Origin of the sequence: Streptomyces sp. 8N706, from assembly GCF_052245415.1 — a bacterium.
Taxonomy (GTDB): Bacteria; Actinomycetota; Actinomycetes; order Streptomycetales; family Streptomycetaceae; genus Streptomyces.
Genome location: NZ_JBQQBW010000006.1, coordinates 1 through 23,168, shown reverse-complemented (window position 1 = coordinate 23,168; position 23,168 = coordinate 1). Strand labels below are relative to the sequence as shown.

Genomic DNA, 23,168 nt, shown 5'->3' with positions numbered 1-23,168 from the left:
GCCCTGAACCACCCCTGTCAGCGTCAAGCCCGTAAGCCGTCGTCGGAGGACCGGATGCAGCAACATTCCGGGGGGCACAACGACCCCCAGCCGCTCCGCCGCGGGCCGCACCCCCGCTCGGTGCTGCTCGCCGAGGTGGCCCAGGCCACCCAGCGGCTGGCCGACGCGGGCGTGCCCTCACCGCGCTTCGACGCGGAGGAGCTCGCGTCGTTCGTGCACGGCGTCAAACGGGGTGAGCTGCACACGGTCGCCGACGCCGACTTCGACGCCCGCTACTGGGAGGCCGTCGCACGCCGTGAGGCCCGCGAACCCCTCCAGCACATCACCGGCCGCGCCTTCTTCCGCTATCTGGAGCTCCAGGTCGGCCCCGGTGTCTTCGTGCCCCGCCCGGAGACCGAGTCGGTCGTCGGCTGGGCCATAGACGCCGTACGGGCCATGGACGTCGTGGAGCCGCTCATCGTCGACCTCTGCACCGGCTCGGGCGCGATCGCGCTGGCGCTGGCCCAGGAGGTGCCGCGCTCGCGGGTGCACGCCGTCGAGCTCGACGAGGGCGCCCTGCGCTGGGCGCGCAAGAACGTCGAGGGATCACGGGTCCAGCTGCACCACGGCGACGCCTTCAGCGCCCTCCCCGAGCTCGACGGCCAGGTCGATCTGGTGATCTCCAACCCGCCGTACATCCCGCTCACCGAGTGGGAGTACGTCGCCCCCGAGGCACGCGACCACGACCCCCAGTTGGCGCTCTTCTCGGGCGAGGACGGCCTGGACACCATCCGGGGCATCGAGCGGACCGCCCACCGGCTGCTGGGTCCGGGCGGCGTCGTGGTCGTCGAGCACGCCGACACCCAGGGCGGGCAGGTGCCGTGGATCTTCACCGAGGAACGCGGCTGGGCCGACGCCGCCGACCATCCCGACCTCAACAACCGGCCGCGGTTCGCCACGGCCCGCCGGGCCACCCCGTGACCGCACCCCGCGCCGTGACAGCGGCGCACCGACAGAAGACCCAGCAGGAGCCCCGGAACAGGGAGGCCCGTTAACCATGGCCCGGCGTTACGACTGCACCGACGCGACCGACCGCACGACCGGTCTGCGTGAAGCCGCCTCCGCCGTCCGCCGCGGCGAACTGGTCGTGTTGCCCACGGACACCGTCTACGGCATCGGTGCGGATGCCTTCAGCTCCGAGGCCGTGGGTGACCTCCTGGCCGCGAAGGGCCGGGGCCGCGCCATGCCCTCGCCCGTCCTCGTCGGCTCCCCGAACACCCTGCACGGGCTGGTCACCGACTTCTCCGAGCAGGCCTGGGAGCTCGTCGACGCCTTCTGGCCGGGCGCGCTGACCCTCGTCGCCCGGCACCAGCCGTCGCTGCAGTGGGACCTGGGGGAGACCCGGGGCACCGTCGCCGTACGGATGCCCCTGCACCCGGTCGCCATCGAGCTGCTGACCGAGGTCGGCCCGATGGCGGTCTCCAGCGCCAACCTCACGGGGCATCCCGCCCCGCAGGACTGCGATGCCGCGCAGGAGATGCTCGGCGACTCGGTATCCGTCTACCTCGACGGGGGCCCCACCCCCGCCGCCGTGCCGTCCTCGATCGTCGATGTCACCGGCAAGGTGCCGGTGCTGCTGCGTGCGGGCGCGCTGAGCGCCGAGCAGCTCCGGGAGGTCGTACCCGACCTCGAGGTGGCCAATTGACCGCCCCTGAGGGGCGTGGCATAGCGGACCGGGATGTCCTCCGCGCGGACGGCACCGGCGCCTCCCGGGACACCTTCCGCATCCTCCACGTCAGCACCGGCAACGTCTGCCGCTCGCCGATCACCGAGCGGCTGACCCGGCATGCCCTCGCGGACCGCCTCGGCGAGCCGCCGGACCACCGCGGGACGAGGGGGCTGATCGTGGAGAGCGCGGGCACCTGGGGGCATGAGGGCGCCCCGATGGAGGCGCACGCGGCGACCGTACTCAGCGACTTCGGCGCGGACCCGGCCGGCTTCGTCGGCCGCGAGCTCCTCGACGAGCACGTCATCCGCGCCGATCTGGTGCTGACCGCGACCCGCGACCACCGGGCCCAGGTGATCTCCATGGGGCACTCCGCGGGCCTGCGCACCTTCACGCTGAAGGAGTTCACCCGCCTCGTCCGGGCCATAGACCCGGCGACGCTGCCGGACCCGGAGCCCGCGGGCGCCGTCGTCGACCGCGCACGCTCCCTGGTGCGGGCCGCGGCGGCACTGCGCGGCTGGCTGCTGGCCCCCAGCCCGGACGCGGACGAGGTCTACGACCCGTACGGCGCGCCCATCACCTTCTTCCGCAGCATCGGCGACGAGATCCACCAGGCCCTGGACCCGGTCGTCACGGCCCTCACGGGCGTCCCCGCGAAGACCTGAACGGCCGGGCCACCCAGGGGCGGGGGAACGTTTGAGCGCGCCCGCACGAGTGCGGGTCACGAGCGCAGCAGGGACGAGACCCGAGTGCAGGAGGGGCGAGGCCCGAGCAAACGAGGGGCGAGGCCTGAGCACACGAGGGGACGAACGGCAGTGGCCGAACCGGTGCACGGGAGCCGCTGAGCACCTGCGGCCTCATCGCCGCGGTCCTACATTGGCAGGACCACCACCGATGCCCGGAGTCAGCCATGCCGGTCAGCACCGCGGATACGACACGCACTCACTGGGGCCCGGACTTCGACGCGCTGCGCCGCCAGGACCCCGAACTCGCCGGGCTGCTGCTCGCCGAACTCGAACGCCAGTCAGCCGGCCTCCAGCTGATCGCGGCGGAGAACTTCACCTCTCCCGCGGTGCTCGCGGCGCTGGGCTCCCCCCTCGCCAACAAGTACGCCGAGGGCTACCCGGGCGCCCGCCACCACGGCGGCTGCGAGCTGGTCGACCTCGCCGAACGGCTCGCCGTCGAGCGGGCCACCACGCTCTTCGGCGCCCATCACGCCAACGTCCAGCCGCACTCGGGCTCCTCGGCGGTCCTCGCCGCGTACGCCGCCCTGCTGCGGCCCGGGGACACCGTGCTCGCCATGGCCCTGCCGCAGGGCGGGCATCTCACCCATGGCTCGCCCGCGAACTTCTCCGGCCGGTGGTTCGACTTCGTCGGATACGGCGTCCACCCGCCCGACCACCCCGAGCACGGCGGCCTGATCGACTACGACGAGGTCCGCGCCCTGGCCCGCCGGCACCGCCCCAAGGCCGTGGTGTGCGGCTCGATCTCCTATCCGCGCCATCCCGACTACGCCCTCTTCCGGGACATCGCCGACGACGTCGGCGCGTATCTGATCGCCGACGCCGCGCACCCCATCGGACTGGTCGCCGGGGGAGTGGCGCCCAGCCCGGTGCCGTACGCCGATGTGGTGTGCGCCACCACCCACAAGGTGCTGCGCGGGCCCCGCGGCGGCCTGATCCTCTGCGGAGCCGATCTCGCCGAGCGAATCGACCGGGCTGTCTTCCCCTTCACCCAGGGCGGCGCCCAGATGCACACCATCGCGGCCAAGGCCGTGGCCTTGGCCGCGACCCCGGCCTTCGCCGCCTACGCGCACCAGGTGACGGCCAACGCGCGGATTCTCGCCGAAGGGCTGGCGGCGGAAGGGCTGGCGCTCGCCACCGGGGGCACCGACACGCATCTCATCTGCGCGGATGTCGCTCCGCTGGGCCTGGACGGGCGTACGGCCCGGGGCCGCTGCGCCGCCGCGCGTGTGGTCCTCGACACCTGTGCCCTGCCGCACGGCGCCGCACCGCCCGCACCGGCGACGGGCATCCGGCTGGGCAGCGCGGCGGTCACCACCCAGGGCATGGGGGAGGGCGAGATGACGCGGATCGCGAAGCTGGTGGGGGCGGCACTGCGGGAGGACCCGGGGGCGCGTGAGGGGGCGACTGAACTGGCGAGTGCCTTTCCCCCGTATCCCCTGACGCGTACCGAGTAGCGGAGGGGCCGTGGAACCGTCTCAGCACCGAGGGTGTCCTCCACCGTGTGCCCGCCTGATCGCCCGCACCGGCGCGCCGCGCCGAGAAGCTAGGGTGTGGGGCTGAGATGGCCAGCGATACCCCTGGGGCAGCCCGTGCGTGAATACCTGCTGACGCTGTGCGTCACGGCCGCGGTCACTTATCTCCTCACCGGCCCGGTGCGAAAGTTCGCCATCGCGGCCGGTGCGATGCCGGAGATCCGTGCCCGTGATGTGCACCGCGAGCCGACACCGCGGCTCGGCGGCATCGCCATGTTCGGCGGGCTGTGCGCCGGTCTGCTGGTCGCCGCGCATCTGGCCGACGTCCGCAAGGTGTTCGAACTGTCCAACGAGCCACGCGCGCTGCTCTCCGGCGCCGCGCTGATCTGGCTGCTGGGCGTGCTCGACGACAAGTGGGGCGTGGACGCGCTGATCAAGCTCGGCGGACAGATGATCGCCGCGGGCGTGATGGTCATACAGGGGCTGACGATCCTGTGGATCCCGGTGCCCGGAGTGGGGTCGGTCGCGCTCACATCGATGCAGGGGACGCTGCTCACGGTCGCGCTGGTCGTCATCACCATCAACGCGGTCAACTTCGTGGACGGCCTGGACGGCCTGGCCTCCGGCATGGTCTGCATCGCGGCGGCGGCGTTCTTCATGTACGCGTACCGGATGTGGTTCGGGTACGGACTCGAGGCGGCCGCACCGGCGACGCTCTTCGCGGCGATCCTGATGGGCATGTGCATCGGCTTCCTGCCGCACAACATGCATCCGGCGCGGATCTTCATGGGCGACTCCGGCTCCATGCTGATCGGCCTGGTGCTCGCGGCGGGTGCGATTTCCATCACCGGCCAGGTGGACCCCGACGCGCTGAAGCTCTTCACGGGCTCGGAGCGGGCCGCCGTCCACGCGACGGTGCCGGTCTACATCCCGCTGCTGCTGCCGCTGACCGTACTGATGGTCCCGGTCGCCGACCTCGTCCTGGCGATCGTCCGCCGTACGTGGAAGGGCCAGTCGCCGTTCGTCGCCGACCGCGGGCATCTGCACCACCGGCTGCTGGAGATCGGCCACTCGCACAGCCGCGCGGTCCTGATCATGTACTTCTGGTCGGCGCTGATCGCCTTCGGGGCCGTCGCGTACTCGGTCAACTCGGCCAGTGTGTGGATCCTGCTCCTGATCATGGCCCTGAGCGCACTGGGCCTGGTGCTCCTGCTGATGCCGCGCTTCTCCCCGCGAGCACCGCGCTGGGCGGAGTCCTTCCTCCCGCCGCGCTACCGCAGCGCCACGCCGGCCTCGACGGCTGCACCGGCGCTGTCCGGCACGCCTCAGCAGCCGACGACGGGTGAGCAGCCGACGGGTGAGTGGCCGGGGGCCGGAGACCGGCCCGGTGCGGGGGAAGGGCTCCCCGAACAGGTAGGAGAGGACGATCTCGCTCCGGTGCCCGCCGGTGTGAAGGCCACCACGACGATCGCCGCCCGGGCCAATGGCGCGACCGCGATCGGTGCCCGTTCCCGCCATTGGTAGGGGCTCAGGAGCCGGATATCAGCCCCTATAGCAGACATTCCGCCGACGGTCAGCTCATCGGTGCAGCGGTTAGCTCGAATGTGTGACGGGTAGCACACGATGTAGGTAAAGACCTCATCAAATAGTTTGTGATACCGTTCACTAAACCCGGCGCCAGAGCCGAGGGGCCGCACCGCGACGGCCCTTGGGTGCGAGGTGCACCCTCAGCCGGGCCCTACGCTCGTCCATGACGACACTCGTGCCCCCGTCTCCCGCCGGAGTTGCCGCCATGCCTGACAATGACGTCCGAATGCTCCTCCATACCGCCGTGCCCACGGCTGCCGTCGGCGTGATCGCCGTCGTTGTCAGCGCCGTGCTCGCCGGCGGCAAGGGGGCGATCGGCGCGGCGTTCGGTGCGCTACTGGTAATGCTCTTCATGGGGCTCGGGGTCGTGGTACTGCAGCGGACCGCCCGATCCTTGCCGCAGCTCTTCCAGATCATGGGTCTGTTGCTTTACACAACGCAGGTTTTGTTGCTCGCCGTCTTCCTGGCGGTGTTCAAGAACACAACCCTGTTCAATGTGCAGGCATTTGGCCTCACCTTGCTGGTGACGACCCTCATCTGGGTCGCCGCCCAAGCTCGTGCCCATATGAAGGCCAAAGTTCTCTACGTTCAGCCCGAGTCGCATGAGCCCGAGAAGTCCGAGCGTGCGGGGTCGGCGGTATGACCCGTAGGGCCGGAATAAGCATGGGCAGGACCGCCTGCTATCGTCCCGTGTCAACTGCGGCATTGCTGGCGCAGGCGGCTGAGTTCCCGAGTTCAACGGGACGGAACCGGCAGCCCATGCAGCTGATGCCTGGCAGGCCACTCGGCTCAGCGCCGACCAGCCGCCGTCCTCACATTCGTTAGACCAGTCCAGTGCCGAACCGCGGCTGCGTGCCGCGCCGACACAACGAGGTTGCCGTACCTATGCGCCACGCTGAAGGAGCTCGCGGTGAGTGCTGACCAGATGCTCGCCTTCGAGACCGATTGCCACATCTTTGAGGGATGCGGCTTCCCGGCCCCCGGCCTGCACTCGTTCGTCTTCGAGCCGATCGCCACCATCGGCGGCGTCGAGCTGAACAAGCCGATGCTGCTGGCGGCGCTGAGCACGATCGTCGTGATCGGGTTCTTCTGGGCCGCCTTCAACAAGCCGAAGGTGATCCCCGGCAAGCTGCAGATGGTGGGCGAGGCGGGCTATGACTTTGTGCGCCGTGGCGTGGTCTACGAGACGCTCGGCAAGCGTGAGGGCGAAAAGTACGTCCCGCTCATGGTCTCGCTTTTCTTCTTCATCTGGATCATGAATATCTGGGCGATCATTCCCCTCGCCCAGTTCCCCGTGCCCTCGGTCATCGGGTTCCCGGCCGCGCTCGCCGCCATCGTCTATGTCCTGTGGGTCAGCCTGACCTTCAAGCGCCACGGCTTTGTCGGTGGCTGGAAAAACATCTCCGGTTACGACAAGTCGCTGGGGCCGGTGCTCCCGGTCGTCATGCTGATCGAGGTCTTCTCGAATCTGCTCATCCGGCCGTTCACGCATGCGGTCCGGCTCTTCGCCAACATGTTCGCCGGGCACGTGCTGCTGCTGATCTTCACGATCGCCAGCTGGTACCTGCTCAACGGCATCGGCATCGCCTACGCCAGCGTCTCGTTCGTCATGGTCATCCTGCTGACGGCCTTCGAGCTGTTCATCCAGGCGCTGCAGGCGTACGTCTTCATCCTCCTGGCCTCCAACTACATTCAGGGCGCTCTCGCCGAGCACCACTGAGCAGCCAGGACTCATACCGACAGTCGTCCGGTGGCCAACCCCCACCGGTCCGTGAAAGAGAAGGAAGAAACGGCATGTCCGCTCTCCAGACCCTCGCCGCGGTCAACCTCGAAGGCAACCTCGGTTCGATCGGCTACGGCCTTGCAGCCATCGGCCCCGGCGTGGGCGTCGGCATCATTTTCGGTAACGGCACCCAGGCGCTGGCCCGCCAGCCCGAGGCAGCCGGACTGATCCGTGCGAACCAGATTCTCGGCTTCGTTCTCTGTGAGGCGCTCGCCCTGATCGGTCTGGTCATGCCGTTCGTCTACCCGGTGACGAAGTAATCGCGGCATACGCACTGCCCGATTCGACGAAAGGCACTGATGTGATCGCCCTGCAGCTGGCGCAAGAGGGGGAGGCCCAGAACCCGCTTCTCCCGGAGCTCCCAGAGGTCGTCATCGGTCTGATCGCCTTCGCGATCGTCTTCCTCTTCCTCGCCAAGAAGCTCCTCCCGAACATCAACAAGGTTCTGGAGCAGCGCCGCGAGGCGATCGAGGGCGGGATCGAGAAGGCCGAGGCGGCCCAGACCGAGGCCCAGGACGTGCTCGAGCAGTACAAGGCTCAGCTCTCCGAGGCCCGGCACGAGGCCGCGCGTCTGCGCCAGGAGGCGCAGGAGCAGGGTGCCGCGCTCATCGCCGAGATGCGTGCGGAAGGCCAGCGGCAGCGTGAGGAGATCATCGCCGCAGGTCACACCCAGATCGAGGCCGACCGCAAGCAAGCCGCTCAGGCGCTGCGCCAGGACGTGGGCAAGCTCGCCACCGATCTGGCCGGCAAGCTCGTCGGCGAGTCCCTCGAGGACGTCGCCCGGCAGAGCCGCACCATCGACCGCTTCCTCGACGAGCTCGAGGAGAAGGCAGAGTCGACTGGGGCCGCCCGATGAATGGAGCGAGCCGCGAGGCACTGGCCTCCGCGCGTGAGCGTCTCGACGCGCTGACGGACAACACGTCCGTCGACGCGGCGAAGCTCGCCGAGGAGCTGGCCGCCGTCACGAGGCTGCTCGACCGCGAGGTGTCGCTGCGTCGGGTCCTCACCGACCCGGCGCAGCCCGGTGACGCCAAGGCGGAGCTGGCGGCGCGCCTGCTGGGCGACCAGGTGGGCGGCGAGACCGTCGATCTGCTCTCCGGCATGGTCCGCGCCCGCTGGTCGCGCTCCCGCGACCTGGTGGACGCGACCGAGGAGCTGGCGGACATCGCCGACCTGGTCGCGGCCCAGCGGAGTGGTGCGCTCGACGACGTCGAGGACGAGCTGTTCCGGTTCGGCCGGATCGTCTCCTCCTCGCCGGAGCTGCGCGCCGCGCTGACCGACCGGATCGCGACCCCGTCGGCCAAGGCCGAGCTGCTGCGCAGCCTGCTGGGCGGCCGGGCCAACCCGGTCACCGAGCGGCTCGTGGTGCGCCTTGTGACACATCCGCGGGGCCGTAGCCTGGAAGGAGGGCTCGACGCCCTCTCCAAGCTCGCCGCGGAGCGCCGGGACCGTACGGTCGCGGTCGTCATCTCGGCAGTGCCGCTCAGCGACCGGCAGAAGCAGCGCCTCGGTGCCGCTCTGGCGAAGCTGTACGGCCGGCAGATGCACCTGAACCTCGACGTGGACCCCGAGGTCCTCGGCGGGATCAAGGTTCGCGTCGGCGACGAGGTCATCACCGGGACCATCGCGGACCGCCTCGAAGAGGCGACCCGGCGGATGGCCGGCTGACCGGCCACCAACTCAAAAGCAGCTGAAGAAACGTACTGTTAGCGGCCCGAGTTGGGCCGTAGTCGCAGTGACATCTCGGGGGGTGACACCCCCGTACCCCCCAGAGAACACTTCGGGCCCAACAAGGAGAGCAGGGAACCCAGATGGCGGAGCTCACGATCCGGCCGGAGGAGATCCGGGACGCGCTGGAGAACTTTGTCCAGGCGTACAAGCCGGACGCGGCCTCGCGCGAGGAGGTCGGTACGGTCAGCGTTGCCGGCGACGGCATCGCGAAGGTCGAGGGTCTTCCCTCGGCCATGGCGAACGAGCTGCTGAAGTTCGAGGACGGAACCCTCGGTCTCGCCCTCAACCTCGAGGAGCGCGAGATCGGTGCGGTCGTCCTCGGCGAGTTCAGCGGTATCGAGGAGGGCCAGCCGGTCACGCGCACCGGTGAGGTCCTGTCCGTCGCCGTCGGCGAGGGGTACCTGGGTCGCGTCGTCGACCCGCTGGGTAACCCGATCGACGGTCTCGGCGAGATCGAGACCGAAGGTCGTCGCGCCCTCGAGCTGCAGGCTCCCGGCGTCATGGTCCGTAAGTCGGTCCATGAGCCGATGGAGACCGGCCTCAAGGCCGTCGACGCGATGACCCCGATCGGCCGCGGCCAGCGTCAGCTGATCATCGGCGACCGGCAGACCGGCAAGACCGCGCTGGCGATCGACACGATCATCAACCAGCGTGACAACTGGCGCTCCGGCGACCCCGACAAGCAGGTCCGCTGCATCTACGTCGCGGTCGGCCAGAAGGGTTCCACCATCGCGTCCGTGCGCGGCGCGCTGGAGGAGGCCGGCGCCCTGGAGTACACGACGATCGTCGCGGCCCCGGCGTCCGACCCGGCCGGCTTCAAGTACCTGGCCCCGTACACCGGCTCGGCCATCGGCCAGCACTGGATGTACCAGGGCAAGCACGTCCTGATCGTCTTCGACGACCTGTCGAAGCAGGCCGATGCCTACCGCGCCGTCTCCCTGCTGCTGCGCCGCCCGCCGGGCCGTGAGGCCTACCCGGGTGACGTCTTCTACCTGCACTCGCGTCTGCTGGAGCGCTGCGCCAAGCTCTCCGATGAGATGGGCAAGGGCTCGATGACCGGTCTGCCGATCGTCGAGACCAAGGCCAACGACGTGTCGGCGTTCATTCCGACCAACGTCATCTCCATCACCGACGGCCAGTGCTTCCTGGAGTCGGACCTGTTCAACGCGGGTCAGCGCCCGGCGCTGAACGTCGGTATCTCCGTCTCCCGTGTCGGTGGCTCCGCCCAGCACAGGGCCATCCGGCAGGTCTCCGGCCGGCTCCGTGTGGACCTCGCCCAGTACCGCGAGCTGGAGGCGTTCGCCGCCTTCGGTTCCGACCTGGACGCGGCCTCCAAGGCCTCCCTGGAGCGCGGTAAGCGCATGGTCGAGCTGCTGAAGCAGGGCCAGTACGCGCCGTACTCCACCGAGGACCAGGTCGTCTCCATCTGGTCCGGTACCACCGGCAAGATGGACGACGTGCCGGTCGAGGACATCCGGCGCTTCGAGCGGGAGCTCCTCGACTACCTGCACCGCGAGCACAAGGGTCTGCTGACCAGCATTCGCGAGGGCGGGAAGATGTCCGACGACACGCTGCAGGCGCTGGCCGACGCGGTCGCGAGCTTCAAGAAGCAGTTCGAGACCTCGGACGGCAAGCTCCTGGGTGAGGGCTGAGCATGGGCGCCCAGATTCGGGTATACAAGCGCCGCATCAAGTCCGTCTCCGCCACGAAGAAGATCACTAAGGCGATGGAGATGATCGCTGCCTCGCGCATCGTCAAGGCGCAGCGCCAGGTGGCGGCCTCCACGCCGTACGCGAGTGAGCTGACCCGGGCGGTCACGGCGGTGGCGACCGGCTCCAACGCCAAGCACCCGCTGACCACCGAGGTGGACAGCCCCGTCCGCGCCGCGGTGCTGCTCGTCACGAGCGACCGCGGTCTGGCCGGCGGCTACTCCTCCAACGCCATCAAGGCGGCCGAGGCGCTCACCGAGCGGCTCACCGCCCAGGGCAAGGAGGTCGTCCCGTACATCGTCGGACGCAAGGGTGTGGCCTACTACAGCTTCCGTGAGCGCAGGATCGCGGAATCCTGGACGGGCTTCACCGACAGTCCGACGTACGCGGACGCCAAGAGGGTCGCCGCTCCGCTGATCGAGGCCGTCGTCACGGACACGGCCGAGGGCGGGGTCGACGAGCTGCACATCGTCTTCACCGAGTTCGTGTCGATGATGACGCAGTCGCCGATCGACGACCGGCTGCTGCCCCTCACCCTCGACGAGACGGCCAAGGAGGAGGGCGGCAAAGACCAGATCCTTCCGCTGTTCGACTTCGAGCCGTCGGCGGAGGACGTTCTCGACGCCCTGCTGCCGCGGTACGTCGAGAGCCGGATCTACAACGCTCTGCTGCAGTCGGCCGCTTCCGAGCACGCCGCCCGCCGCCGTGCGATGAAGTCGGCGACCGACAACGCCGAAGAGCTCATCAAGTCGCTCACGCGGCTTGCCAACGCGGCCCGCCAGGCCGACATCACCCAGGAAATCAGCGAGATCGTCGGTGGCGCGAGCGCCCTGGCCGACGCGACCGCGGGGAGTGACTGACAACTATGACCACCACTGTTGAGACGGCCACGGCGACCGGCCGCGTCGCGCGGGTCATCGGCCCCGTCGTCGACGTGGAGTTCCCCGTCGACGCGATGCCGGAAATCTACAACGCGCTGACCGTCGAGGTCGCCGACCCGGCCGAGGAGGGGAAGCTCAAGATGCTGACCCTCGAGGTGGCCCAGCACCTCGGTGAGGGCCTCGTCCGCGCGATCTCGATGCAGCCCACCGACGGTCTGGTCCGCCAGGCCGCGGTGACCGACACCGGCGCCGGCATCACCGTGCCGGTCGGTGACATCACCAAGGGCAAGGTCTTCAACACGCTCGGCCAGATCCTGAACGAGCCGGAGGCCGAGAGCCAGATCACCGAGCGCTGGCCGATCCACCGCAAGGCCCCGGCCTTCGACCAGCTCGAGTCCAAGACCGAGATGTTCGAGACCGGCCTGAAGGTCGTCGACCTGCTGACCCCGTACGTCAAGGGCGGCAAGATCGGTCTGTTCGGTGGTGCGGGCGTCGGCAAGACCGTCCTCATCCAGGAAATGATCATGCGTGTGGCCAAGCTGCACGAGGGCGTTTCCGTGTTCGCCGGTGTCGGTGAGCGTACGCGTGAGGGCAACGACCTCATCCAGGAGATGGACGAGTCCGGTGTTCTGGACAAGACCGCGCTGGTCTTCGGCCAGATGGACGAGCCCCCGGGCACCCGTCTCCGGGTCGCGCTGGCCGGTCTGACCATGGCGGAGTACTTCCGCGATGTGCAGAAGCAGGACGTGCTGTTCTTCATCGACAACATCTTCCGCTTCACCCAGGCCGGTTCCGAGGTGTCCACCCTGCTCGGCCGTATGCCGTCCGCGGTGGGCTACCAGCCGAACCTCGCGGACGAGATGGGCCTCCTGCAGGAGCGCATCACCTCGACCCGCGGTCACTCGATCACCTCGATGCAGGCGATCTACGTGCCGGCGGACGACCTGACCGACCCGGCTCCGGCGACCACCTTCGCGCACCTCGACGCGACGACGGTGCTCTCCCGGCCGATCTCGGAGAAGGGCATCTACCCGGCGGTGGACCCGCTGGACTCGACGTCCCGCATCCTGGACCCGCGCTACATCTCGCAGGACCACTACGACTGCGCCTCGCGCGTCAAGGGGATCCTGCAGAAGTACAAGGACCTCCAGGACATCATCGCGATCCTCGGTATCGACGAGCTCGGCGAGGAGGACAAGCTGGTCGTCCACCGCGCCCGTCGTATCGAGCGCTTCCTGTCGCAGAACACCCACGCGGCGAAGCAGTTCACCGGTCTCGACGGATCGGACGTCTCGCTGGACGAGTCGGTCGCCGCGTTCAACGCGATCGCCGACGGTGAGTACGACCACTTCCCCGAGCAGGCGTTCTTCATGTGCGGTGGCCTGGACGACCTGAAGGCGAAGGCCAAGGAGCTGGGCGTCTCCTGAGCCCCGTGCTCGACGATGTCAGGGGCGGGGCCGCCCCGCCCCTGACATCCGCGCCCGTTATTCTTGACACCCCAGTCTTTTACTGGACACCTGCCACGGCAGGTGGAGACCCGAGGAGCCACGTTGGCTGCTGAGCTGCACGTCGAGCTGGTCGCCGCGGACCGCAGTGTCTGGTCCGGCGAGGCCACCCTGGTCGTCGCACGTACCACATCGGGTGACATCGGCGTCATGCCCGGCCACCAGCCGCTGCTCGGTGTGCTGGAGTCCGGCCCGATCACCATCCGTACGAGTGACGGCGGTACTGTCGTCGCGGCGGTGCACGGCGGATTCATCTCGTTCGCCGACAACAAGCTCTCGCTGCTGGCCGAGATCGCGGAGCTGGCGGACGAGATCGATGTCGCCCGTGCGGAGCGGGCCCTGGAGCGAGCGAAGTCGGACACGGACGCCGCCGCGGAGCGGCGTGCGGAGGTCCGGCTGGTAGCGGCAACGGGCCACCGCTGACCCGCCCGGAGACACGACACACGCCCTCCGGAATCCTCCCCCGGCGATCGCTGGGAGAGGCCCCCGGGGGGGCGCCCCCACAGCCGCGGACCGCGCTGGAATACTCCAGGGCAGTCCGCGGCTGAGGCAGATCCTGAGGTCATACTGGTCGTCCGGCTAGAAGAGGCGAGGAGGTCGGTGTAGATGTTCCTCGCACTGCTGGTGAGCGGCGTGGTCATCGCGCTGGTGCTGCTGGGACTGTTCGTCTTCGGGCTGCGCCGCAGACTGATCCAGCGCTCGGGCGGCACGTTCGACTGCAGTCTGCGCTGGAACGTGCAGGTGAGCGCGGGCACCACCGAGGCCGGTGCGCCGGACCCCGAGCCCAGCGGCAAGGGCTGGGTGTACGGGGTCGCGCGCTACAACGGTGACCGGGTCGAGTGGTTCCGGGTGTTCTCCTACGCCCCGCGTCCGCGCCGCGTCCTGGAGCGATCCGCGATCGAGGTCCTCTCGCGCCGCACTCCGCAGGGCGAGGAGGAATTGGCGCTGCTGTCGGACGCCATCGTCCTGCGCTGTCTGCACCGCGGCACCCACCTTGAACTCGCCATGAGCGAGGACGCGCTGACGGGCTTCCTCGCCTGGCTCGAAGCGGCGCCACCGGGCCAGAGAGTCAATGTGGCCTGAATAACAGGCCCCGTTGGGGGGAGGTCCGCCGGCGGAGTGTCTTCTTCGCGTGGCCGGTCTTCCGTGTCCGCGTCGCCAGGCCCTCTCAGCGGCCGACGCCCAACTCCCGCGCCAGGACGGCCGCCTGCACCCGGCTGCGCAGGTCCAGCTTGGCCAGCAGCCGGCTCACATGACTCTTCACCGTGGCCTCCGCCATCGCCAGCCGGGTGGCGATCTCCGCGTTCGACAGGCCCTCGCCGATGCAACCCAGCACCTCGCGCTCCCGCCGGGTCAGCGTGTCCAGTACCGCCGGATCGGCTGCCTCCGGTGCCCGTACGGTCCTGGGTGCGGCGAACTCCGCGATCAGACGGCGCGTCACGGCGGGTGCGATCATGCCGTCCCCGCGGGCCACGGTCCGTACGCTCTCGATGAGCCCCGCCGCGTCGCTGTCCTTCAGCAGAAAGCCCGACGCCCCCGCGCGCAGCGCGCCGAAGACGGCATGGGGCTGCTCCAGGGCGCGATCCTCTACGTCGGGAATGACGGGGACACCGGCTCCCTGCGGGCGTGGCAGACGAAAATGCTCTGGGTGATCGGCATCAACCTGGTCATCGCCGTCAGCTACACGCTCTGGCCGAAGGAGGCCCCCGCCGGGGCCGCGCCGCAGGACACGGAACGGCCCCGGGAGCGGCTGCAGTCCCGGCGTTGACCGCGGACCGAGCCGTCAGCGGTTTTCGCCGGGTACCCACAGCACGTCGCCGAGCTCCTTGTTCGCCGTCCTCGCGAGGATGAACAGGAGGTCGGACAGCCGGTTGAGGTACGTCGCGGTGAGCGGGTTCATGATGTCGGCGTGCCGCTCCAGCGCCGACCAGGTGGACCGCTCGGCCCGCCGTACGACCGTGCACGCCTGGTGCAGCAGCGCCGCGCCGGGTGTGCCGCCCGGCAGGATGAAGCTGCGCAGCTTCTCCAGATCGGCCAGGAAGCGGTCGCAGTCCGCCTCCAGCTTGTCGATATAGGACTGCTCGACGCGCAGCGGCGGGTACTCCGGCTCCTCGACCACCGGAGTGGCCAGGTCGGCGCCCACGTCGAACAGGTCGTTCTGGACCCGGACGAGGACCTTCACGACCTCCTCGGACAGCTGCCCGAGGGCGATGGCCACGCCGATCGCCGCGTTGGCCTCGTTCGCGTCGGCGTACGCGGCGATCCGCGAGTCCGTCTTCACGGTGCGGCTCATATCGCCGAGGGCGGTCGTACCGTCGTCCCCGGTGCGGGTGTAGATGCGCGTCAGATTGACCATGAGGCGAGCCTATGCCCCGGCCCGGCGGAAGACTCGTGTGCCGACGGTCACGGAGACGGCGGCCAGCGCGGCGGCCGCCAGAACGCCGTACAGCATGGTGGCGCCCGTGTACTCGCCGACGAACCCCGCCCGTACGGCGTCCACGAGGTAGCGGAACGGCACGAAGTGCGAGACGGCATCCAGCCAGGCGGGCGCCAGTGCCATGGGGAGCAGCACCCCGGAGAGCAGCACCGCCGGCATGTTGACGGTGTTGATGACCGGAGCGAACTCCTGCGGGGTACGGGCCCGCAGAGCCACGGCGTAGGACAGGGACGCCAGCGAGAGCGTCAGTACGGCGACGAAGGCGAAGCCGATGAGGATGCCGGGCAGCGGGGCCCGCAGCCCGAACGCGAGTGCCACCAGCACCAGCAGCAGTGACTGCAGGAGCAGGACGCAGACATCGCACGACACCCGGCCCAGCAGCAGGGCCATCCGGCTGACCGGAGTGACCCTCATCCGCTCGATGACGCCGTGCTGCTTCTCGATGAGCACGCCGAATCCGGCGAACCCGGCGCTGAACAGGGCGAGTTGGACGAGCAGTCCGGGGACGAGCACCTGCCAGGAGTCACCCCGGGCTCCGAGCGGCAGGTCCTGGAGGAGCGGGCCGAAGAAGACCAGATAGAGCAGAGGCATCAGCGCACCGAAGAACATCATGGGCTTCGAGGCCAGGGTCCGGCGCTGATAGCGGCCGAAGAGGATCGCGGTGTCGGACAGGACAGAGGTCATAAGGGGCTCCCGGTCGGATGGCAGCGGAGAATTCAGATGGCCACGGGGGCTCGGTCCCGTGGCGCCGCGCAGCGGCCGGTGATCGCGAGGAACGCGTCCTGAAGGGTCGCCTCCGGTGAGCCCGCGTACCGGGTCTTCAGTTCCTCGGACGTGCCCTCGGCGACGACCCGGCCCCCGTCCACGACGACGAGCCGGTCGGCCAGGGCGTCGGCCTCGTCCAGGTAGTGGGTGGTGAGGAAGACGGTCGTGTCGTGCTCGGACCGGATCCGCCGGACCAGGTCCCACAAGTCGGCCCGGCTGCCCGGATCGAGGCCGGTGGTCGGCTCGTCCAGGAAGAGCAGCTCCGGACGATGGGTGAGGCCCATGGCGATGTCGAGCCGCCGCCGCTGGCCGCCGGAGAGCGCGGCGCAGGGACGGTCCAGCACCTCGGTGAGGCCGAGGTCCCCAGCCAGTACGGTCGCGCGCTGCTCGGCCGCGCCCCGGGGGAGCCGGTGCAGCCGTCCCTGGGTGATGAGTTCCTCGCGTACGGAGACGGTCGGATCGACGCCGCCGGACTGGGCGACGTACCCGATGCGGCGGCGTACGGCGGCGGGGTCCGCGACGAGGTCGTGCCCGGCGACGGAGGCCGTGCCGCCGGTCGGTGGGAGGAGCGTGGTCAGCATCCGCAGCGTGGTGGTCTTGCCCGCGCCGTTGGGCCCGAGGAAGCCGAGGATCTCACCCCGCTCGACGGTCAGGTCGACACCGCGCACGGCTTCCACAGGTCCGCGCTTCGTACGGAACGTCCGGGCAAGTCCGATGGTGCTCAGGATCGGTGGGGTCATGAAGCCCAGAAAAACATAGTCACTGCAAACTTGCAATGACCCCAAGTTTTAAGAGAGTGCGGCGAAGTTAGCATGGAGGCATGGCAGGGACGGTCAGGGCGGAAGGCCTGAGGGAGCGCAAGAAGCGGCAGACCCGGCAGCACATCTCGGATGTGGCCACCGGCCTCTTCATGGAGCGGAGCTTCGACGCAGTGACGATCGCCGAGGTCGCGGAGGCCGCCGAGGTGTCGGTCAACACCGTCTACAACTACTTTCCGGCCAAGGAGGATCTCTTCTTCGACCGGGAGGACGCCGTCGTCGACCGGCTCGCCGCCATGGTGCGAGGCCGCCGCATGGGCGAGTCCGCGGCCCGGGCGGTGCTGCGCGGGTTGCGCGACGATCTCGTGGCCGTCTCGCCGTCGATCGGCCTGACCGAGGGGTACGCCGCGTTCGCCACGGTGGTGCGGGAGTCACCCGCGCTCGTGGCCCGGCTCCACCTGATACAGCAGCGCGCCGTCGACGCCGTGGAGCAGGCGCTGCGCGAGGAGTCCGGCACGGGGCCCGGTGACGCCATGCCGGAGCTCGTGGCCGGTCAGCTGGGCTGGTTGAACGGCACGGTCGTGAGTGGCGTCCGGCGCGCGATGTCCGAGGGGCTCCGGCCGGCCGAGGCCTCACGAGCCGTACTGGACAAACTCGACCAGGTCGAGGAACTGCTGGGCGAAAAGGTCCTCAACTACGCAGTCCGGTCGGCCGAATGACCCGCAGGCGTGTGATGTCCGTCATGTGAGACGTGACGCGCATCTCTTCCCGGCCCCGTGGGCCCTCACGAGCGCTAAGGTCCGCCCGAGAGCTGAATTTTCGCAGGGTTACCGGGGGTGCCCCCCGGACTCCAGGGTTGAGGGAGCAGGAGTGGCCAGGAAGCTCGCCGTCATCGGGGCCGGACTCATGGGAGCCGGTATCGCGCAGGTCTCGGCCCAGGCGGGTTGGGATGTCGTCCTGCGCGATGTCACCGACCAGGCGCTGACCCGTGGCACCGACGGCATCAAGGCGTCGTACGACAAGTTCGTCTCCAAGGGCAAGCTCGACGCCGAGAAGGCGGAGGCCGCCCTGGCTCGTATCAGCACCAGCACCGATCTCGACGCCGTCGCCGACGCGGACATCGTGGTGGAGGCGGTGTTCGAGAAGATCGAGGTCAAGCAGGAGATCTTCCGTGCCCTCGACGGCCTGGTGAAGGAGGACGCGGTCCTCGCCTCCAACACCTCCGCCATCCCGATCACCAAGATCGCGGCGGTGACCGGCCGTCCGGAGAAGGTCGTCGGCACCCACTTCTTCTCGCCGGTGCCGATGATGCAGCTGTGCGAACTCGTCCGCGGCTACAAGACCAGTGACGAAACCCTCGCCGCTGCCCGCGAGTTCGCCGAGAGCATCGGCAAGACCTGCATCGTGGTCAACCGCGATGTGGCCGGCTTCGTCACCACCCGCCTCATCTCCGCGCTCGTCGTGGAGGCGGCCAAGCTGCACGAGTCCGGCGTGGCCTCCGCCGAGGACATCGACATCGCCTGCAAGCTGGGTTTCGGCCACGCCATGGGGCCGCTCGCCACGACGGACCTGACCGGTGTGGACATCCTGCTCCACGCCACCAGCAACATCTACACGGAGACGCAGGACGAGAAGTTCGCGCCTCCGGAGAGCATGCGCCGGATGGTCGATGCCGGTGACATCGGCCGTAAGAGCGGGCAGGGCTTCTACAAGCACTGATGCGCCGTCACCCTCGGGGGGTCACTCCAAGGGGTGAATTCCGTATCGGTTCGCTTACAGGCGGCAACTTTGCCGTGTGAGAGGCAGTCAGTTCTGTAGACGTTGACCACGCACGCACCACATTCGGGGAGCGCATATGCACATCAGGGGCGACCACGCCGAGCTGGTCGTCGGGGGCCGCCTCGACGTCCGCAGCGCGGCGGACGCCCGTACGGTCCTGCACACCGCCGTCGACTCCGGCCGGGGCGACCTCGTGCTCGACCTGACCGAACTCGACTCCTGGGACGCCACCGGACTCGGGGTGATCATGGGTGCGCACCGCCGGGCCGGCCGGGCCAACCGCCGGCTGGTCCTGCGGGGAGTGCCGCCCCAGATGCAGCGCCTCCTGGTGGCCACCCGCCTGCACCGCATCCTCGCCATCGAGGGCGGCATCGAAGCCGAGTCGCTGCCCCGGGTCTGACCGGCCCGGGGCCCGGCCAAGGCCGGGAAGTACCGGGAAGTACCGGGAGTACACGCCCCGGGGGCCGGCCGGGCCCGGAACCATGGACTCGGGAATCGGGCCGGGCCGGAGCGCACGGCCGGGGGTTTCCGGCCGGCCCGGACTCGCGGCCGACGGCATCGGGCCCGGAGCTCCGGCCGGGAACACCGGCCGCCATTCCTCACAAAGCTGTGACCTTCCCGGCCGCGTGGCGCCGCTCCTCTTCCTGGATACTGTGCGAAGGTCCGGGGTTCGGTTGCCGTCGTCTACGGGCACACCGCGACGGACCACCGGACCGGAAGCGACGGACAGCGTGCGGACAGGCCGGGAGGCTTGACGGTACGCGACCCGGACTGGGGGGCTTTGATCATGGACCCGAACAACCGGGGGCCGGAAGAGTACGGCCACGACAGCGATCGCCGCGACGCGCGGCGCGACCGCGGCGGAGATCCGCCGCGGCAGCCGCGGGACCCCCTGACACCCGGCTTCGGGCCCGGTGAGCGGGACAGCGGGAGGGGGCCCGCGCCCGCCCGCACCGTCCAGGTCTTGACCGGCGAGTATCTGCTGACCGTCAATCCCGTTGACGGCAGCGAGATCGAGCCCTGCCCGCCCGGGGGAGCCTCCCCGGTGGGAGCGCCCGGAGGAGAGCGCCCCGAGCGGGCGGACGCCGAGCGGCGTGCCGCCAGGCGCCGGGCCGCCATGCCGCCCGTACCGGCCGGTCCCGCCGCGCCCGAACTGCCGCTCCTGGAGCGCCAGGAGGAGCGCGAGCGGCTCGTACGGCTGCTCTCCCGCGGCCGGTCCGTACGGGTCACCGGCCCCTCGGGATCGGGCCGCAGCGCTCTTCTCGACGCCGTCGCCGGGGACTGCGCCGAGCTCGCCCCCGACGGCCTCGTACGGCTGTCCGGCTACCACCGCACGGCCACCGATCTGCTCCACGAGCTCTACGCGACCGTCCACCACGCGCCGCTGTACCGGCCGGGGCGGGCGGAGCTGCTGGAGGCGGCCCAGCAGATCGGGGCCGTCGTGGTCCTCGACGACCTCGAGTTCGGCGGCAGCGCGCTGGACGAACTCCTCGACGCCACCCCCGAGTGCGCCTTCCTCCTCTCCGCCACGCCCGATGTCGCCGCGCCCTCCGCCGAGTCCCATCTCGAAGAGGTCTTTCTCACCGGTCTCACCCGCCCCGCCTGCCTGGAGCTGCTGGAGCGGGCCGTGCAGCGCCCGCTCACCGAGGACGAGGCCGCGTGGGCGGCGGACCTGTGGTTCGAATCCGAGGGGCTGCCCCTGCGCTTCGTCCAGGCCGCGGCGCTGCTCAGGCAGCGCGACGCGCTGTCCGATGACCCGGAGTCCGCCGATGAGCACGGCGAACCCGCCGACCGGGCCGACGACACACCGCCCGCCGCGGAGGGGCCCGCCGCCCCGCTGCCGACGCTCCCCGAGGCCGCGGCGCCGGCCGCCCTGCTCGCCTCCCGGCTCAGCGAAGCGGCCCGCAGCACCCTGCGGTTCGCCGTCGCGCTCGGCGGCGCGTGCCCGCACCAGGCGCATCTGCCCGCACTCGTGGGGGACACCCATGCCGACGCCTCGGTCGGGGAGCTGCTGGCCTGCGGGCTGCTCACCCCGGTCGGAGCCCAGTACAGGCTCTCCGCCGGTGCCGCGGCCCAACTGGAGGCCGCCGGTTACGCCGATGACGCGACCGCGTACGCCCACACCGCGGCGCAGCACTACGCCTGGTGGGTCGGGCACCCGTCCGTCACCCCCGAGCGGGTCGCGGCCGAGGGGGACGCCATCCTCGCGGCGATGTCGGTGCTCATGGGCAGCGAGGAGGCCGGACACCCGAGCGCGGCCGTACTGCTGGCCCGTACGGCGGCGCCGGCGTTCGCCGCAGCACTGCACTGGGGCGCCTGGGAGCGGACGCTGCGGCACGGCCAGGAAGCCGCCCGGCTCTCCGGTGAGGTCGCCGAAGAGGCGTATTTCCACCACGACTTGGGTGCCCTGGCGCTGTGCACCGGACAGGTGGAGCGGGCCCGCGCCGAGCTGGAGGCCTCCATCGCGCTGCGGGGCGCTCTCGCGGACCGGCGCGGTGCGGTCGCGGGCCGGCGTGCGCTGGCGCTCGTCGCCGACAAGTCCGGCGGGTTCGTGCCCGGCGGTGGCCGGACGACCGCGGGCGAGGAGATATCGGACGCGCGCAGTGACGCGTCGGCTTCGCCGCCCGGCGGGGTCACTGCGGTGCTCGGGTCCGCGGCCGAGGCCATGACCGTGGTCTCCCCGCAGAGCGGTCGCCCGGGCCCGGCGGGTCTCGGGAAGCTGACGGGGCTCCGGCGTACGGTCCTCACCGGCGCCCGGCGCAATGTGGTCGCCGCGGGCGCGGGCGCACTGCTCGTGGCCGTGCTCGGCACCGTGGTCGCCCTGGGCGCTGCCTCGGGGGGTGACGACGGGGCGCCGGGCAGGATGAAGTCCGAGCAGACGGCGGACGAGGACGACGGCAGCAACGGGCTCATCGCGGACGAGCCCCCGACGCAGGACGCGACCAGCCGACCGCAGAAGCCGGGCGCGAGCGGTGCCCCCGCGACGGCGGCCCCGTCCGGACCGGCCGAGAGCGAGGCCCCGTCCGGGAGGCCGTCGACCAGCGGCACCCCCGGGCCGTTGAGGCCGGACGAGACCGACGACCCGGACGATCCGCCGAAGCCGCCGTCGTCGCCGAAGCCGCCCTCGTCGCGGCCACCGACGTCGCCGAGCACGTCCCGGCCCCCGACGTCTTCGTCGCCGTCCCCGTCCTCGACCCCGACGGCGACGCCGAGCGACGGTACGTCGGACACGGCCAGCGGCCCCGCGCCGAGCAGCCCGCAGGGCAGCGATCCCGGCACCAGCGGCACCACCGCGTCGTCCGGTGCGTCCGGCTCGCAGACGGGTACGGCCCCGATCACCTGAGACCGGGGCCGTAGCGGGACGCGGCGCGGCCGGGCGGTGTGCCGGTGGGCCGGGTCCGTCAGAAGAGGCGGAGCTTGTCGTCCTCGATACCGCGCAGTCCGTCGTAGTCGAGGACGACACAGCCGATGCCGCGGTCGGTGGCGAGCACCCGCGCCTGCGGCTTGATCTCCTGGGCGGCGAAGACGCCCTTCACCGGGGCCAGGTGCGGGTCCCGGTTGAGGAGTTCGAGATAGCGGGTGAGCTGCTCCACACCGTCGATCTCGCCACGTCGCTTGATCTCCACGGCGACCGTCGTACCGTCCGCATCCCGGCACAGGATGTCCACCGGGCCGATGGCTGTGGGGTATTCACGCCGAATCAGCGCGTAGCCCTCGCCCAAGGTTTCGATCCGGTCCGCGAGCAGTTCCTGGAGGTGCGCTTCCACGCCGTCCTTGATCAGACCGGGGTCCACGCCCAGTTCGTGCGAGGAGTCGTGCAGGACCTCCTCCATGGTGATGATGAGCTTCTCGCCCGCCTTGTTCACCACCGTCCACACCTTGTCGTCCCCCTCCTTGAGGGTGCACGGCGGGGACATCCAGTTGAGGGGTTTGTAGGCCCGGTCGTCCGCGTGGATGGACACACTGCCATCGGCCTTCACAAGGATCAGACGGGGTGCCGGAGGGAGGTGGGCGGTGAGCCGGCCCGCGTAGTCCACGGAGCAGCGGGCAATGACGAGACGCATGGTCGGCCACGCTACTCGACGGGCGCGGTCCACGCGATTCGCCCACCCGTCTCCCGCCACCACCCTCAACCGAGGCCCTGCGGGCCGCCCCCCTCACCCACCCGTCTCCCGCCACCACCCTCAACCGAGGCCCTGCGGGCCGCCCCCCTCACCCACCCGTCTCCCGCCACCACCCTCAACCGAGGCCCTGCGGGCCGCCCCCCTCGCCCGCCCGTCTCCCGCCACCACCCTCAACCGAGGCCCTGC

The 23,168-nt window shown here is 70.3% G+C and carries 24 protein-coding genes and 1 pseudogene; 20 read left to right on the top strand and 5 right to left on the bottom strand.

The genetic code is table 11. The features are described 5' to 3' along the window. Positions 1-54: 54 nt before the first annotated feature. The 15 genes from prmC (at position 55) to ACTWQE_RS04240 (ending at position 14,202) form a co-directional block, all read left to right on the top strand. The gene (gene prmC, locus ACTWQE_RS04310) at positions 55-960 is read left to right on the top strand and encodes a peptide chain release factor N(5)-glutamine methyltransferase (protein ID WP_443327442.1); all 906 of its coding nucleotides are present in this window, start codon (positions 55-57) and stop codon (positions 958-960) included. A gap of 76 nt (positions 961-1,036) precedes the next feature. Then, complete coding sequence (locus ACTWQE_RS04305; protein ID WP_443327441.1) at positions 1,037-1,684, top strand: L-threonylcarbamoyladenylate synthase; 648 nt, start codon at positions 1,037-1,039, stop codon at positions 1,682-1,684. After that, positions 1,681-2,370: an arsenate reductase/protein-tyrosine-phosphatase family protein gene (locus ACTWQE_RS04300; protein WP_443327440.1), complete on the top strand. Its 690-nt coding sequence runs from the start codon at positions 1,681-1,683 to the stop codon at positions 2,368-2,370. The genes ACTWQE_RS04305 and ACTWQE_RS04300 overlap by 4 nt, the downstream gene beginning before the upstream one ends. Positions 2,371-2,615: 245 nt before the next feature. Next, positions 2,616-3,905, top strand: coding sequence for a serine hydroxymethyltransferase (glyA, locus tag ACTWQE_RS04295; protein WP_443327439.1), 1,290 nt, complete (start codon positions 2,616-2,618; stop codon positions 3,903-3,905). 135 nt (positions 3,906-4,040) lie between these two features. Next, on the top strand, positions 4,041-5,447 hold the full coding sequence (locus ACTWQE_RS04290; protein WP_443327438.1) for an MraY family glycosyltransferase: 1,407 nt from the start codon (positions 4,041-4,043) through the stop codon (positions 5,445-5,447). A gap of 268 nt (positions 5,448-5,715) precedes the next feature. Continuing rightward, positions 5,716-6,153 carry a hypothetical protein gene (locus ACTWQE_RS04285; protein ID WP_443327437.1) on the top strand — a complete coding sequence of 146 codons (438 nt, stop codon included), beginning with the start codon at positions 5,716-5,718 and terminating at the stop codon, positions 6,151-6,153. A 267-nt stretch (positions 6,154-6,420) separates the two neighbouring features. Continuing rightward, a complete protein-coding gene (atpB, locus tag ACTWQE_RS04280) occupies positions 6,421-7,230 on the top strand; it encodes a F0F1 ATP synthase subunit A (protein ID WP_443327436.1) in 810 nt (269 codons plus the stop codon). 74 nt (positions 7,231-7,304) lie between these two features. Further along, on the top strand, positions 7,305-7,553 hold the full coding sequence (locus tag ACTWQE_RS04275; RefSeq protein WP_443327435.1) for a F0F1 ATP synthase subunit C: 249 nt from the start codon (positions 7,305-7,307) through the stop codon (positions 7,551-7,553). A 44-nt stretch (positions 7,554-7,597) separates the two neighbouring features. Beyond that, positions 7,598-8,149 (top strand): F0F1 ATP synthase subunit B, encoded by a 552-nt coding sequence (locus tag ACTWQE_RS04270; protein WP_443327518.1) that lies wholly within the window; start codon positions 7,598-7,600, stop codon positions 8,147-8,149. Beyond that, positions 8,146-8,961, top strand: a complete 816-nt coding sequence (locus ACTWQE_RS04265; RefSeq protein WP_443327434.1) for a F0F1 ATP synthase subunit delta — start codon at positions 8,146-8,148, stop codon at positions 8,959-8,961. Before ACTWQE_RS04270 ends, ACTWQE_RS04265 begins: the two co-directional genes overlap by 4 nt. A gap of 143 nt (positions 8,962-9,104) precedes the next feature. After that, entirely contained in the window at positions 9,105-10,676 is a 1,572-nt protein-coding gene (atpA, locus tag ACTWQE_RS04260) for a F0F1 ATP synthase subunit alpha (protein ID WP_443327433.1), read from the top strand. A gap of 2 nt (positions 10,677-10,678) precedes the next feature. Then, positions 10,679-11,593 (top strand): F0F1 ATP synthase subunit gamma, encoded by a 915-nt coding sequence (locus ACTWQE_RS04255; RefSeq protein ID WP_443327432.1) that lies wholly within the window; start codon positions 10,679-10,681, stop codon positions 11,591-11,593. Between the two features lie 5 nt (positions 11,594-11,598). Continuing rightward, on the top strand, positions 11,599-13,041 hold the full coding sequence (gene atpD, locus ACTWQE_RS04250; protein WP_443327431.1) for a F0F1 ATP synthase subunit beta: 1,443 nt from the start codon (positions 11,599-11,601) through the stop codon (positions 13,039-13,041). Positions 13,042-13,164: 123 nt separating this feature from the next. Continuing rightward, complete coding sequence (locus ACTWQE_RS04245; RefSeq protein WP_443327430.1) at positions 13,165-13,542, top strand: F0F1 ATP synthase subunit epsilon; 378 nt, start codon at positions 13,165-13,167, stop codon at positions 13,540-13,542. A gap of 183 nt (positions 13,543-13,725) precedes the next feature. After that, positions 13,726-14,202, top strand: coding sequence for a DUF2550 domain-containing protein (locus ACTWQE_RS04240; RefSeq protein WP_443327429.1), 477 nt, complete (start codon positions 13,726-13,728; stop codon positions 14,200-14,202). 85 nt (positions 14,203-14,287) lie between these two features. Here ACTWQE_RS04240 and ACTWQE_RS04235 read toward each other — a convergent pair. Next, positions 14,288-14,677, bottom strand: a pseudogene (locus tag ACTWQE_RS04235) (LuxR C-terminal-related transcriptional regulator); the annotation flags it as partial. A gap of 3 nt (positions 14,678-14,680) precedes the next feature. Here ACTWQE_RS04235 and ACTWQE_RS04230 point away from each other — a divergent pair. Further along, positions 14,681-14,887 (top strand): hypothetical protein, encoded by a 207-nt coding sequence (locus ACTWQE_RS04230; protein WP_443327428.1) that lies wholly within the window; start codon positions 14,681-14,683, stop codon positions 14,885-14,887. 15 nt (positions 14,888-14,902) lie between these two features. On the opposite strand, the gene ACTWQE_RS04225 is transcribed toward ACTWQE_RS04230, so the two are convergent. The 3 genes from ACTWQE_RS04225 to ACTWQE_RS04215 are packed head-to-tail and all read right to left on the bottom strand — an operon-like array spanning position 14,903 to position 17,061. Next, positions 14,903-15,475, bottom strand: coding sequence for a cob(I)yrinic acid a,c-diamide adenosyltransferase (locus tag ACTWQE_RS04225; RefSeq protein WP_443327427.1), 573 nt, complete (start codon positions 15,473-15,475; stop codon positions 14,903-14,905). A gap of 9 nt (positions 15,476-15,484) precedes the next feature. Beyond that, on the bottom strand, positions 15,485-16,240 hold the full coding sequence (locus ACTWQE_RS04220; protein ID WP_443327426.1) for an ABC transporter permease: 756 nt from the start codon (positions 16,238-16,240) through the stop codon (positions 15,485-15,487). 32 nt (positions 16,241-16,272) lie between these two features. Then, a complete protein-coding gene (locus tag ACTWQE_RS04215) occupies positions 16,273-17,061 on the bottom strand; it encodes an ABC transporter ATP-binding protein (protein ID WP_443327425.1) in 789 nt (262 codons plus the stop codon). An 80-nt stretch (positions 17,062-17,141) separates the two neighbouring features. Here ACTWQE_RS04215 and ACTWQE_RS04210 point away from each other — a divergent pair, with 80 nt between their 5' ends. The 4 genes from ACTWQE_RS04210 to ACTWQE_RS04195 all read left to right on the top strand — a co-directional run bounded on the left by ACTWQE_RS04210 (position 17,142) and on the right by ACTWQE_RS04195 (position 22,201). Continuing rightward, positions 17,142-17,798: a TetR/AcrR family transcriptional regulator gene (locus tag ACTWQE_RS04210; protein WP_443327424.1), complete on the top strand. Its 657-nt coding sequence runs from the start codon at positions 17,142-17,144 to the stop codon at positions 17,796-17,798. 151 nt (positions 17,799-17,949) lie between these two features. Further along, positions 17,950-18,798, top strand: a complete 849-nt coding sequence (locus ACTWQE_RS04205; RefSeq protein ID WP_443327423.1) for a 3-hydroxyacyl-CoA dehydrogenase family protein — start codon at positions 17,950-17,952, stop codon at positions 18,796-18,798. Between the two features lie 136 nt (positions 18,799-18,934). Then, positions 18,935-19,258, top strand: coding sequence for an STAS domain-containing protein (locus tag ACTWQE_RS04200; RefSeq protein ID WP_443327422.1), 324 nt, complete (start codon positions 18,935-18,937; stop codon positions 19,256-19,258). A gap of 387 nt (positions 19,259-19,645) precedes the next feature. Next, complete coding sequence (locus ACTWQE_RS04195) at positions 19,646-22,201, top strand: ATP-binding protein (RefSeq protein WP_443327421.1); 2,556 nt, start codon at positions 19,646-19,648, stop codon at positions 22,199-22,201. 58 nt (positions 22,202-22,259) lie between these two features. Here ACTWQE_RS04195 and nucS read toward each other — a convergent pair whose 3' ends face one another. After that, complete coding sequence (nucS, locus tag ACTWQE_RS04190; protein WP_443327420.1) at positions 22,260-22,922, bottom strand: endonuclease NucS; 663 nt, start codon at positions 22,920-22,922, stop codon at positions 22,260-22,262. Between the last annotated feature and the right edge of the window lie 246 nt (positions 22,923-23,168).

What these genes read in the sequence shown, in the direction of transcription:
- prmC (WP_443327442.1), top strand. Translation starts at nt 55, where the DNA reads ATGCAGCAACATTCCGGGGGGCACAACGACCCCCAGCCGCTCCGCCGC.
- ACTWQE_RS04305 (WP_443327441.1), top strand. Translation starts at nt 1,037, where the DNA reads ATGGCCCGGCGTTACGACTGCACCGACGCGACCGACCGCACGACCGGT.
- glyA (WP_443327439.1), top strand. Translation starts at nt 2,616, where the DNA reads ATGCCGGTCAGCACCGCGGATACGACACGCACTCACTGGGGCCCGGAC.
- ACTWQE_RS04285 (WP_443327437.1), top strand. Translation starts at nt 5,716, where the DNA reads ATGCCTGACAATGACGTCCGAATGCTCCTCCATACCGCCGTGCCCACG.
- ACTWQE_RS04275 (WP_443327435.1), top strand. Translation starts at nt 7,305, where the DNA reads ATGTCCGCTCTCCAGACCCTCGCCGCGGTCAACCTCGAAGGCAACCTC.
- ACTWQE_RS04265 (WP_443327434.1), top strand. Translation starts at nt 8,146, where the DNA reads ATGAATGGAGCGAGCCGCGAGGCACTGGCCTCCGCGCGTGAGCGTCTC.
- atpA (WP_443327433.1), top strand. Translation starts at nt 9,105, where the DNA reads ATGGCGGAGCTCACGATCCGGCCGGAGGAGATCCGGGACGCGCTGGAG.
- ACTWQE_RS04255 (WP_443327432.1), top strand. Translation starts at nt 10,679, where the DNA reads ATGGGCGCCCAGATTCGGGTATACAAGCGCCGCATCAAGTCCGTCTCC.
- atpD (WP_443327431.1), top strand. Translation starts at nt 11,599, where the DNA reads ATGACCACCACTGTTGAGACGGCCACGGCGACCGGCCGCGTCGCGCGG.
- ACTWQE_RS04240 (WP_443327429.1), top strand. Translation starts at nt 13,726, where the DNA reads ATGTTCCTCGCACTGCTGGTGAGCGGCGTGGTCATCGCGCTGGTGCTG.
- ACTWQE_RS04230 (WP_443327428.1), top strand. Translation starts at nt 14,681, where the DNA reads ATGGGGCTGCTCCAGGGCGCGATCCTCTACGTCGGGAATGACGGGGAC.
- ACTWQE_RS04225 (WP_443327427.1), bottom strand. Translation starts at nt 15,475, where the DNA reads ATGGTCAATCTGACGCGCATCTACACCCGCACCGGGGACGACGGTACG.
- ACTWQE_RS04220 (WP_443327426.1), bottom strand. Translation starts at nt 16,240, where the DNA reads ATGACCTCTGTCCTGTCCGACACCGCGATCCTCTTCGGCCGCTATCAG.
- ACTWQE_RS04215 (WP_443327425.1), bottom strand. Translation starts at nt 17,061, where the DNA reads ATGACCCCACCGATCCTGAGCACCATCGGACTTGCCCGGACGTTCCGT.
- ACTWQE_RS04210 (WP_443327424.1), top strand. Translation starts at nt 17,142, where the DNA reads ATGGCAGGGACGGTCAGGGCGGAAGGCCTGAGGGAGCGCAAGAAGCGG.
- ACTWQE_RS04200 (WP_443327422.1), top strand. Translation starts at nt 18,935, where the DNA reads ATGCACATCAGGGGCGACCACGCCGAGCTGGTCGTCGGGGGCCGCCTC.
- ACTWQE_RS04195 (WP_443327421.1), top strand. Translation starts at nt 19,646, where the DNA reads ATGGACCCGAACAACCGGGGGCCGGAAGAGTACGGCCACGACAGCGAT.
- nucS (WP_443327420.1), bottom strand. Translation starts at nt 22,922, where the DNA reads ATGCGTCTCGTCATTGCCCGCTGCTCCGTGGACTACGCGGGCCGGCTC.